The organism is Providencia sp. wls1922, from assembly GCF_009706505.1.
In the GTDB taxonomy this organism is placed as follows: Bacteria; Pseudomonadota; Gammaproteobacteria; order Enterobacterales; family Enterobacteriaceae; genus Providencia; species Providencia lanzhouensis.
On sequence record NZ_WLUG01000022.1, the window covers coordinates 1 to 10,952 of the forward strand.

The 10,952-nt window shown below is 36.8% G+C and carries 11 protein-coding genes and 1 pseudogene; 2 read left to right on the top strand and 10 right to left on the bottom strand.

The features are described 5' to 3' along the window. Nucleotides 1–251: 251 nt before the first annotated feature. The gene (locus tag GKR71_RS00900; RefSeq protein WP_109396736.1) at nucleotides 252–1,520 is read left to right on the top strand and encodes a tyrosine-type recombinase/integrase; all 1,269 of its coding nucleotides are present in this window, start codon (nucleotides 252–254) and stop codon (nucleotides 1,518–1,520) included. Nucleotides 1,521–2,003: 483 nt separating this feature from the next. Further along, on the top strand, nucleotides 2,004–2,588 hold the full coding sequence (locus tag GKR71_RS00905; protein WP_154633801.1) for an antirestriction protein ArdA: 585 nt from the start codon (nucleotides 2,004–2,006) through the stop codon (nucleotides 2,586–2,588). A 274-nt stretch (nucleotides 2,589–2,862) separates the two neighbouring features. Here the strand turns inward: GKR71_RS00905 and GKR71_RS00910 are convergent. From GKR71_RS00910 to GKR71_RS20275, 10 genes and pseudogenes are all read right to left on the bottom strand, one after another. Continuing rightward, nucleotides 2,863–3,015: pseudogene (locus GKR71_RS00910) on the bottom strand (PAAR domain-containing protein); the annotation flags it as partial. Between the two features lie 60 nt (nucleotides 3,016–3,075). Next, entirely contained in the window at nucleotides 3,076–3,285 is a 210-nt protein-coding gene (locus GKR71_RS00915) for a hypothetical protein (RefSeq protein ID WP_154633802.1), read from the bottom strand. A 23-nt stretch (nucleotides 3,286–3,308) separates the two neighbouring features. Further along, nucleotides 3,309–4,331, bottom strand: coding sequence for a UDP-glucose 4-epimerase GalE (gene galE, locus GKR71_RS00920; RefSeq protein WP_154633803.1), 1,023 nt, complete (start codon nucleotides 4,329–4,331; stop codon nucleotides 3,309–3,311). Between the two features lie 9 nt (nucleotides 4,332–4,340). Then, nucleotides 4,341–4,826 (bottom strand): polysaccharide biosynthesis tyrosine autokinase, encoded by a 486-nt coding sequence (locus GKR71_RS00925; protein ID WP_230084991.1) that lies wholly within the window; start codon nucleotides 4,824–4,826, stop codon nucleotides 4,341–4,343. 13 nt (nucleotides 4,827–4,839) lie between these two features. Continuing rightward, nucleotides 4,840–5,948, bottom strand: a protein-coding gene (locus GKR71_RS00930; protein ID WP_154633825.1) for an IS3 family transposase whose coding sequence is annotated in 2 segments (ribosomal slippage) — nucleotides 4,840–5,696 and nucleotides 5,696–5,948 — 1,110 coding nt in all. Because the reading frame shifts where the segments join, the coding sequence is not laid out codon by codon here. A gap of 186 nt (nucleotides 5,949–6,134) precedes the next feature. Beyond that, a complete protein-coding gene (locus GKR71_RS00935; protein ID WP_154633804.1) occupies nucleotides 6,135–7,082 on the bottom strand; it encodes an NAD-dependent epimerase/dehydratase family protein in 948 nt (315 codons plus the stop codon). A gap of 16 nt (nucleotides 7,083–7,098) precedes the next feature. Beyond that, the gene (locus GKR71_RS00940) at nucleotides 7,099–7,845 is read right to left on the bottom strand and encodes a glycosyltransferase family 2 protein (protein ID WP_154633805.1); all 747 of its coding nucleotides are present in this window, start codon (nucleotides 7,843–7,845) and stop codon (nucleotides 7,099–7,101) included. Between the two features lie 15 nt (nucleotides 7,846–7,860). Beyond that, nucleotides 7,861–9,027 carry a nucleotide sugar dehydrogenase gene (locus GKR71_RS00945; protein ID WP_154633806.1) on the bottom strand — a complete coding sequence of 389 codons (1,167 nt, stop codon included), beginning with the start codon at nucleotides 9,025–9,027 and terminating at the stop codon, nucleotides 7,861–7,863. Nucleotides 9,028–9,031: 4 nt separating this feature from the next. After that, entirely contained in the window at nucleotides 9,032–9,898 is an 867-nt protein-coding gene (locus GKR71_RS00950) for a hypothetical protein (RefSeq protein ID WP_154633807.1), read from the bottom strand. After that, nucleotides 9,888–10,946, bottom strand: coding sequence for a glycosyltransferase (locus GKR71_RS20275; protein ID WP_154633808.1), 1,059 nt, complete (start codon nucleotides 10,944–10,946; stop codon nucleotides 9,888–9,890). The genes GKR71_RS00950 and GKR71_RS20275 overlap by 11 nt, the downstream gene beginning before the upstream one ends. Nucleotides 10,947–10,952 lie beyond the last annotated feature (6 nt).

The following is a 10,952-nucleotide window of genomic DNA, read 5'->3' on the forward strand; positions in this document are numbered from 1 at the left end:
ACGCAGTTGATTCAAAATCAACCGCCTTCGGGTGTGCCGGTTCGAGTCCGGCCTTCGGCACCATAAGAACATCAAGAGACGTCAACCGACGTCTTTTTTTGTATCTGAAATCCCAGTTTTACAAGGCTTTTCCCCACTTTTCAGTCTTCTCAAGTATACTAAGGTCAACCCACATCAAGTACCAGCTGTTGGTATATGTGTTGGTATCTCTCGATTCGATAATAGTTTGTACCAACAGAAGGAGATAAATCATGGCTCTTACTGATGCTAAAGTCAGGGCTGCCAAGCCTTTGGATAAATCGTATAAATTGACCGATGGTGATGGTATGCACTTGATGGTACATACCAACGGCTCAAAATATTGGCGTTTACAGTATCGCTTTGGCGGTAAGCAAAAAATGTTAGCGCTGGGTGTTTATCCTGATATTTCACTCGCAGAAGCTAGAGAGAAAAGAGATGCCGCCAGAAAGTTAATTGCTAATGGTTTTGATCCCAGTGAAAAGCGTAAGGAAGTTAAAGAAGAGCAACAAAAAGAATTTAATACCTTCGAAAAGGTTGCTCGTGATTGGCACGCGACCAATAAGAAATGGTCAGAGGGTCATAGTAACCGAGTCCTCAAAAGCCTTGAGGACAATATCTTTGCAACTCTTGGTAAACGCAATATTGTCGAACTGAAAACTCGCGATCTCCTCGAACCGATTAAAGCCGTAGAGGTGTCTGGACGTCTTGAGGTGGCGGCTCGTTTACAACAACGTGTGACGGCGATAATGCGTTACGCAGTACAAAGCGGTTTAATCGACTATAACCCAGCTCAAGATATGGCAGGTGCAGTTGCCACTGGTAAACGAGTCCATAGAGCCGCTTTAGAGCTCAAACGTCTACCCGAGTTATTACAACGTATCGATGATTATAAGGGAAGACCTTTAACTAAACTTGCAGTCAAACTCACCTTGTTAGTTTTTATTCGTTCCAGTGAATTGCGTTTCGCCCGTTGGGATGAAATCGATTTTGACAATGCCATGTGGACGATCCCTGCTGAACGAGAAGCGATAGAAGGGGTTAAATACTCTCATCGTGGATCAAAAATGCGTACTACTCATTTAGTCCCTTTAAGCCGACAAGCCATTGAGATCTTAAAACAGATCTACCAATTCAGCGGTAACAATGAACTGATCTTTATCGGTGATCATAATCCAAGAAAGCCAATGAGTGAAAACACGGTTAACAACGCATTACGTGTGATGGGTTATGATACTAAGACAGAAGTGTGTGGTCATGGTTTCAGAACGATGGCATGTAGTTCGTTGATTGAGTCAGGGCTGTGGTCGAAAGATGCAGTAGAAAGGCAAATGAGCCACCAAGAGCGTAACTCAGTGAGGGCTGCTTATATTCATAAGGCAGAACATATTGATGAACGCCGATTAATGGTGCAATGGTGGGCGGATTATTTGGATGCTAATCTGGAACAAACTATTTCGCCTTTCGATTTTGCCAAGTTTAATAATCCAATGAATCACTAAGACTTTAACCATGTCATATAGGAGATCCATTTGCAATACGAGGAGTCGAATAATACGGTAGTATGCCGACTACATCGATTCTTTGGAAAGTCAAAATAAAGTGATTTCGAAATAGCTTATGCCTAAAAACGTAATCATAATTACAATTTTATTGTAATGCATTTTAGTTTGTAGCCCATACCCCACCAAAAGCGAGAGCCTCTGTCCATCATAAACTGACTCCAGGTTATTGGACAGGGGCTTTTTTCGTTTTAACCCGCGCAAAAAAATCATGATAGAAAGCATAACATGTTATCGGGACTGTAACAAGGCAACTCATTATCCTGCTCCAAAGCGTCATTAATCAGTTTTTAAAGTGAGTTGCCTGTTTTTTTCAGCTGATGGGGATTTTATATCAACATCGTATTCTTAAAGGGAAATAGATCTCTTTATCAAAATATCTTCATTTATTAAAATGTAACACATCAATAATAGGACATGAATATGCACATAGCTGCAATGGCTTCCCCATACCTAAAATCGGGGATGATTTCTGTTTTTATAACGAATTTAGGAAAATATAACGAAGGAGAGCTGGTTGGTGAGTGGCTTGAGCTTCCGGCAACCTCAAAAGAGATCGAACACTGTTTAATGCGGATTGGTATTGATGGTATTCAGTATGAAGAGTATTTCTTGACCGACTATGAATCCTCAATTGATGGTCTTTCATCCTACATTTCAGAATATAGCCTTTTAGATGAGTTGAACGAATTAGCTACGCAATTAGCCATGTTATCGCCTGATGAAATTGACCTTTATCAGGTGGCAATTGAAATCGGTTCTTCAGCGAGTTCAATTCATGATTTAATTCATTTAGCGGATAACTTGGATTCTTTCCAGCAATTAGCGGGGGTCAATAATGAATATGACTTAGGTTATTACTGGATAGAAGAAAGTGGTTGTTATGATTTAGCACAACTTGGTCATTTATCCCATTACTTTGACTATGAACGCTATGGACGTGATGTTTGTCTTGAACAAGGGGGTATTTTTCGCAGTGGAGGATATGTTTATCATACGAGTGGATAGATAAGGCAACAGAATAAGGGTAAAGCCGCTTTCCTCCCTTAGAGGGAATAATAAATGATGCATTGGTATCCCAATGACATCCATAGGCTAAAACGCAAATAAAACTAAACTCTATTTCAAGCCTTCTTTACGGATATTCGTAAAGAAGGCTATTATGGTATTATTTTTTATTTAATTCAACCTATTAACTAGGCACTAATTTTACTATGGTGACAATTACACAATTAGAAACAGAATAACAACACATAGTATTTATATCTAAATACAAATGAAATTATTTACCTGTAATTGAACTCTGTGATGCAATCAAAGCAACGCCACAGGGAGTTTTCATTCCCGCTAGAGCAAGACTTTTTCCATTGTATTTGATTGTGGTAGAGCCCTCTACAATCGCGTAGACGCCTTTACATTTTGGGCAAGACACTTGATCGCCAGCAACCGAGCGCTAGCTTTTAAAACAAAAAGCTCTTTGAGCTGTAACGATAGTTTAAGTTAACGTTTTATCTTCATTAATATTCTTTGTTTTATCTTCAAAGTGTTGCTTAAAAATTAAAACCTCACTCATTTTTACCTTACCATGCCTATTTCTTTTAGGTAAAGGTAATCCTTCTAATTCACACGTTGTTCTATATAACATGGCTAAATATTCTGCCTTAACACCAATATATAGAGCAAAAGAATCTATATCAATATTCATATCTTAACCTAAGTCAAATAAATCTATTTATAGCCGTTGGGGTTTTGCGATTGCCAACGCCAGCTATCGTTCACCATATCTTGCACGGAGTACTGAGCTTTCCAGCCTAAATCAGTAAAGGCTTTATTAGGGCTAGACCAGCATTCAGCAATATCACCGGGGCGGCGAGCAACTATTTTGTATTGGATCTGCTTGCTTGATGCTTTTTCGAAAGCAGCGATCATTTCTAATACGCTAGTGCCTTTACCGGTGCCTAAATTATAAATATGGAGCCCTGCTTTTTGACTAACACCATTCAAGGCAGCAATGTGCCCACTCGCTAAATCCATAACATGAATATAATCACGAACACCTGTACCATCTGGTGTTGGGTAGTCAGAGCCAAATACCATCACTTCTTTATGACGACCAACAGCAACTTGAGCAATATAAGGAGTCAAATTATTTGGAATACCTTGAGGGTCTTCCCCCATTAAACCTGAAGTATGAGCTCCGACAGGGTTAAAATAACGTAATAAAGTCAGTGACCATTCATCATGCGCAATATGTAAGTCGGTAAGAATGCGTTCAACCATATATTTGCTGGTACCATATGGATTGGTTGTACCACCTACTTTCGATTTTTCAGTTAACGGTACTTCTTCAGGATCACCATACACCGTCGCCGAAGAACTAAAAATGAGGCTTTTTACACCCGCTTTTTGCATTGATGTGATTAAAACCAAAGTTCCATTAACATTATTGTCATAGTACTCAATCGGTTTTTGAACTGACTCACCCACTGCTTTTAGTCCTGCAAAGTGAATCACCGATGCAATTTTATGTTCAGCAAAAATGGTATCTAAAATTTTACTATCACGTACATCACCGACGTAGAAAATAAGTTTGGTGCCAGTTATGGTTTCAATGCGATTTAGCACTTCAGGATTAGCATTACAGAGATTATCTAAAATAATTGGCTGCATGCCCTGTTCAATCATTTGTACACAGGTATGGCTGCCAATGTAGCCAAGACCACCAGTGACTAATACTTTTGCGTTTTTCATTGTACTTTCCTAGTACTCATAAACATAATTATAATCGTCTGACTTGGCATCGATACCATTTAAGATCACACCCGTAATTTCGATATCGTTTTGCTTAAAGCGTTTGAGCGATAGCTCAATATCTTTCACCGTGTTCACACCATAATAGGCGATAAGCAATGAGGTCCCAACGTACTTACCAATAATAGCTGAGTCGGTGATTGCCAGTATTGGCGCAGTATCAATCACGACGATATCGTATTGACCTTTCACCGTATCAAGTAAACGTTTAAAGCTTTCGCCCATCAGCAATTCAGAAGAGTGGGTGACATTCTTACCGCGACAAATTACGTCGAGGTTTTCAATCACACTGTTATGAATATTTGGCTGGCTAGTATCTGATTGTGAGAGATAATCGGATAGACCTAATTTATTGCTTAATCCAAAGGCTTTATGGATACGGCCTTTACGTAAGTCAGTATCGATTAACAATACTTTTTTGCCTGCATTTGTCACTGTCCACTCCCCATTAATTGAGACACGTTAAATTAGAGTTTTCTAACTGTTTTCGATATGTCTCCGGTGGGAGATTATTTAAACTTTCATGAGTGCGATTCAAGTGATAATCTTGCTGCCAAAACCACACCATTTCACGAACTTGACTCAATGATTCAAATAAATAGGCATTTAAAAATTCACGGCGAAATGAGCCATTAAATCGTTCGATAAAACCATTTTGTTGTGGTTTACCGGGTTGAATGTGGCATAGCTCAATTCGATTATTTTCACAATAATTCAATAGATTAACTGAAATAAGTTCAGGCCCGTTATCCACTCGAATTTGTTTGGGCAATCCTCTATCTATTTTCAAACGTTCCAGTACTCTAATGACTCGTTCAGCGGGCAATGACGTATCAACTTCAATTGCCAGACACTCACGTGTTCCTTCATCAGTAATATTCAAGGTTCTGAATCGCTTGCCCCAATATAGACTGTCATGCATAAAATCTAAAGCCCATTGAATATTCGGTACTTTCTCGACTATTAATGGCCTTTTCTTGCGAACGGGTAGAACTTTTTTAACTCGGCGTTTTAGATTTAATCCTAATCGACAATAAACACGATAAACTCGCTTATGGTTAAAGGGATAACCTTGAAATCGCAGTCGAAAATAGCACTTCCAAAATCCTGATTGTGGCGATTTTGCTAAAACTGATTGGATAGCATCAATTACTACACGATCTTTTTTACGCCAATCAACAGGTTGACGATAAAATGTTGCGCGAGATAATGATGTCAGTTGACACGCTTTCATGACTGATAAACCCGCACTCTTTAATGATTGAGCACAGGACTTCTTCTCAGCCACTACCAACCCTTTTTTGCAAAAAGCTCCTTCATCGCATGATTTTCAAGGCTGACTTCCGCAAACATTTTTTTGAGCTTTGCATTTTCTTCTTCAAGCTCTTTTAATCGTTTAACATCATTGGCTTCCATACCACCATACTTTGATTTCCAATTATAATAAGTGGCATTGCTAATCCCATTTTGACGGCAAATATCGTCCACTTTCATACCAGAATCAGCCAGCTTTAAGATATTAACGATTTGAGTTTCAGTAAAACGGACTTTTTTCATCATGACCTCTGCAAATTTTAGGGCAGAAAATCTAATTATAGCTGTCTTATTTTAGGGGAAGTGGACAACACCAGGGGTAACGGTACAGCCGGTTAATGCTGTAAGCATTAGTGCAGCAATAGAAAGGCGTTTCATAGACACTCGCGATCCCTTTAGCAAGATGATGATAAAAGAAAATATTTTAATTTATTTGAATTCATATTGAACAGTATTAGCAATACCTTTTTCAAGTGTTACTGGTGCCTTGAAAGAGGTATCTGCAATATAATTTGATTTAAACTGCGTTCTAGCACAAAATTTTTTCACCCTGATGCTGCTTACCGGAAATTCTTTACCAGTAATTTTAGATAAAATATCAAAACAATATCCACCCATGATCCCAATAGGATAAGGAATACGAATATTTGATTTAGGTTTATCTAATGCGTTACAGATAACGGTAGTGAGCTCATTCATGGTGAAGTCAGGTTTATCAATATAATTGAATACGTGCTTACCTTCAGTGAAGGTAGTTGCAAAATGGATAAATGCAGCAACATTTTCAACATACGCCATCGATTTTTGGTTGTTACCACTACCAATCATCAAAAAACGACCTGAGGCAATTTGGCGGAATAAGTTATAGACATTACCTCGGTTATTTTCGCCAAAAACCACCGTTGGTCGTATCGTGACAAGAGTGTGATTCGCTGATTTAGCCTGCCAAGCATCATACACATATTCGGCTTCTAACTTTGATTTACCATAATCATTAAACGGATGATACTCACCATCTTCGCCAGTTTCTTTTTCGACAAAGCCATAAACAGCTACGGAAGAGGTAAATACTATATGTTTAATATCAAGTTGTTCAGCGACGTCACAAACATTTTTAGCTCCATCAACGTTTACTTCATAATAAAGGCTAATAGGGTGAACATTATCTTTATGTTGAGCAGATAAATTGATAATGACGTCAGTCCCTTTTAGTGGTTCGATAAGCGTTTCTGGTTTAGTGACATCACCAAATTCCCATTTTTCAGGATGAGCTTCACTTTTTTGGATATCAACAATTTTAAAGTCGATATTTTGAGATTTTAATTGATTGGAGAGACGGGTTCCAATAAAACCAGATCCACCGATGATTGTTAGCATAATTTACCCTAAAATATTATTTTCTGATAACGCCTTTAATGGCATAACCAATAAAGTACTTTGTTGATTTAATTATATTGAAATTCAATTCTTGACGATAAAACTTCCATTGATACTTTGCTGCATCAAGTTTATTTTGAGTCATACCTGAATCAGTTCTATAGTCCGCAAGTACTTGAGGGCAGCAGTACGCTGTATGGCCCTGTGATAGTATTTTTAGCCATAATCCCATATCCTGCCTTTTTCGAATGAGAGGCATAAACTGTTTGCCTACTATTTTCGTATCATAAATAGCAGTTAGGCATCCAATCACATTGCAGTAGAGTAATTCATTATATGTAACGGTATTTGGTGGGATAACAAGTTTACCTTTTCCCTCTTGAGTGAATTTTTGGTATTGAGTATAAGAAAGAGGGTAGCTACCAGAAAGCATATATTCTAATTGTATTTCCAACTTATTTGGTCGCCATAAATCATCGCTATCGAGAAAAGCAATAAACCGCCCACAAGCAGCTTCTATGCCTGTGTTTCTAGCTACGCCAGCCCCACCATTCTGGGTTAATTGAATTAATTTTATTCTGTCATCATTAAATGATTTTATAATATCAATAGATCGATCTGTAGATAAATCATCAACAATAATCAGTTCGAAGTTCTTATAGGTTTGATTTATTACAGAATTAATAGATTCTTTAATATATTGCTCTGCATTATAACAGGGCATAATAATAGAAACTAATTCTTGAGTAGAGGCATCAGACATGGGTTTATTACCAAATTAATCGTTACCAAATAGATCACGTGTATACACTTTCTCTGCGACATCTTCGAGTTCAGGTACCATCCGGTTGGCTAAAATAATATCACTATCGGCTTTGAATGCTTCAAGATCACGATACACTTTAGAGCGGAAGAATTCGTCTTCTTTAAGCACCGGTTCATACACAATCACTTCAATGCCTTTGGCTTTGATGCGTTTCATCACACCTTGTACCGCCGAGGCGCGGAAGTTATCCGAGCCCGCTTTCATCACTAAACGATATACCCCGACTTTGCGTGGCGCTTTGGCAATAATCGCATCGGAGATAAAATCTTTACGGGTACGGTTTGATTCCACAATTGCATTAATGAGGTTATTCGGTACATCGTCATAGTTAGCCAGTAACTGCTTGGTGTCTTTCGGCAAGCAATAACCGCCGTAACCAAAAGATGGATTGTTATAATGGCTGCCAATACGTGGGTCTAAAGACACCCCTTCGATGATTTGACGTGCGTTCAAGCCACGGCTTTCGGCGTAAGTATCTAGCTCATTAAAATACGCGACACGCATTGCTAAGTAAGTATTGGCGAATAATTTAATGGCTTCCGCTTCAGTGCCATCGGTAAACAGCACGGGGACATCTTTTTTGATAGCGCCTTCAAGCAGCAAATCCGCAAAGATTTCCGCTCGCTCAGAGCATTCACCCACCACAATGCGTGATGGGTACAAGTTATCCCACAGCGCGCGGCCTTCACGTAAAAATTCAGGGGAGAAAATCACATTGGTGTAGCCAAACTCTTCACGCAGGCGCTCAGTAAAGCCAACAGGGATGGTGGATTTAACAATAATGGTGGCTGTAGGGTTGATTTTCTGCGCATCATGAATGACCGATTCAACTGACTGAGTATTGAAGTAGTTGCTTTTCGGGTTATAGTCAGTTGGTGTGGCAACAATCACATACTGTGCGCCCGTATAGGCTTCAATAATATCTTGCGTCGCACGGAAATTGAGTGTTTTTTCACGCAGAAACTGTTCAATTTCGGTATCGATAATCGGCGATTGCTTATTGTTCAGCATCGCCACTTTTGTAGGAACGATGTCCACTGCCACCACTTCATGGTTTTGTGACAATAACATGGCATTAGACAGCCCCACATAACCTGTACCCACAATTGCTAGCTTCATAAATTCACTTATATTTAGAAAGATTAATGTTATAATATTTTAATAAACTAGTGAGCTGACGGTCATTTTCAGATTGACTATTCCCATTAACAGTATTTATATAACGCAATGAAAATTCTTGAGTTCCCAAGACTGGAGGAAAATGTACGGATGTATTCCCTACCAATCGGCATTTTCTTCCATTTAATAACGTCATTATTTTATACCATAAGTCATCTGCCGTAGGACTTAGTTTTATGAATAAGCTTTTATTTGTAACATCAGAATAAAAGCAGTTTGCAGGATAAAAGATGCCACTAACGCCAGTTGGAAGCATTAAATACGGATTACTAAAACTTGTTGACAGTTTAAAGCTTGAGTATAAATCCACTTGGTTAAGTTTTAAAGAAATATCCCTAGCTCTATAGCAAATAATATCTAACTTATTTTTTAAGTGGCATTGATATAAATTATCTAACCAACCGGGTGGATAATATATATCGTCGTCTGATGTTATAATATTTTTATTTTTAAACATAGTTAAACTGTAGTGTATTTTCTTATAGGATTTAATATTTTCATCAACAAAATAAATTTCGACGCCCTTATCTTGGAGTTTATTTAAAGACTTAGGTAGCTTTACATCAAAGAATTCTTCTTTAGATAAGAATAAACAAATTGAAAAAGAAATATTTGTTTTTTGGTGCACTAAAGATTCCAAGGTTAGATATACTTTGTCAATTCTATCTTTAAATGTTGTTAGAGATATAATTACATCTGAACTATGAGAAGGAACACATTTTTTATTCTTAGACTTGTTAATATAATGAAAATAATTATATTTCAAGTAATAAAAAAAAGAAAAAAACAAAAGATTTAATTTAACTAGCATTATATACTCCATTAACCAATTCAATCCATAATCTTTTGATAACCTCAGGATTATGACGTTCATATAATTCTAATGAATTATTTGAGTAATATTCATAATTGTTATATATTTTTGAAACTGCATTTAAAAACTCAAATTCATTCCATTCTTTAGATAATAAGATTCCATTATCAATGACAATATCTGATGCTGATGAAAAAGTATTTCTAACTATTAATGGCAATCCCCTAGCCATAGCTTCTATACAGCTGATTGGATAGCCTTCATAATCGCTAGTACATATATATATGCCGGAATCATCTAATATGCTTTTAATATTAGATGATGATTTTAATAAATGCACATTGCTATATTCTTTAGATAAAAAACATAAATAGTCTCTATCCTTTCCGTCTCCATAAATATACAAATCAAAATCTGGTAAATGCTTCATTGCTGATATAGCCAAATCAATTCTTTTTATATCATTATCAAATCTTGCTAGCATCACAAGTTTTTTTTTCTTTTTTTTGGGAATGTTTAGCTTTGGTATATTAGTGGAGTTTCTTATAACATAAATATTTTTTTCATCCACATTCATTTTATTAATTATATCTATTTTATCCTTTGGAGATAAAGCCACTATTATAGTTTCATTTTTACATTTTTCTATTAATCTATAATTATTATTAAATTGCGTTTTTAAGGTTAGCCATTTATCTACGGAGGTATGCTGAACTAGTATTTTTTTTACGTTTTTTGGGCACGCGTAATACAAACTAGGTGTGTTTAAAATAGCAACATTACATAAGTTAGCTCGAATAAACCTTCGCATTAGAAATAATAATATTTTTTTTCTGGTTATTTTGTTTATTATTCTATACGTTAAGGTCCAAGGAAAAATCCCTTTTGAATGACCTTCAATCTTAATATTATATATTTCTTTCTCAATATATGGATAAATATAAAATGTATGCCCAAAAAATGATCCTACAGAACGAGTAAATGAATTAGCTCCACCTATAACTTTAGGGTTACAACCTATAAATACAATTTTAATAGGTAACATAGATCC

Excerpts from the sequence above, each read along its gene's own strand:
- GKR71_RS00900 (WP_109396736.1), top strand. The coding sequence starts at position 252 with ATGGCTCTTACTGATGCTAAAGTCAGGGCTGCCAAGCCTTTGGATAAA.
- GKR71_RS00905 (WP_154633801.1), top strand. The coding sequence starts at position 2,004 with ATGCACATAGCTGCAATGGCTTCCCCATACCTAAAATCGGGGATGATT.
- GKR71_RS00915 (WP_154633802.1), bottom strand. The coding sequence starts at position 3,285 with ATGAATATTGATATAGATTCTTTTGCTCTATATATTGGTGTTAAGGCA.
- galE (WP_154633803.1), bottom strand. The coding sequence starts at position 4,331 with ATGAAAAACGCAAAAGTATTAGTCACTGGTGGTCTTGGCTACATTGGC.
- GKR71_RS00935 (WP_154633804.1), bottom strand. The coding sequence starts at position 7,082 with ATGCTAACAATCATCGGTGGATCTGGTTTTATTGGAACCCGTCTCTCC.
- GKR71_RS00940 (WP_154633805.1), bottom strand. The coding sequence starts at position 7,845 with ATGTCTGATGCCTCTACTCAAGAATTAGTTTCTATTATTATGCCCTGT.
- GKR71_RS00945 (WP_154633806.1), bottom strand. The coding sequence starts at position 9,027 with ATGAAGCTAGCAATTGTGGGTACAGGTTATGTGGGGCTGTCTAATGCC.
- GKR71_RS00950 (WP_154633807.1), bottom strand. The coding sequence starts at position 9,898 with ATGCTAGTTAAATTAAATCTTTTGTTTTTTTCTTTTTTTTATTACTTG.
- GKR71_RS20275 (WP_154633808.1), bottom strand. The coding sequence starts at position 10,946 with ATGTTACCTATTAAAATTGTATTTATAGGTTGTAACCCTAAAGTTATA.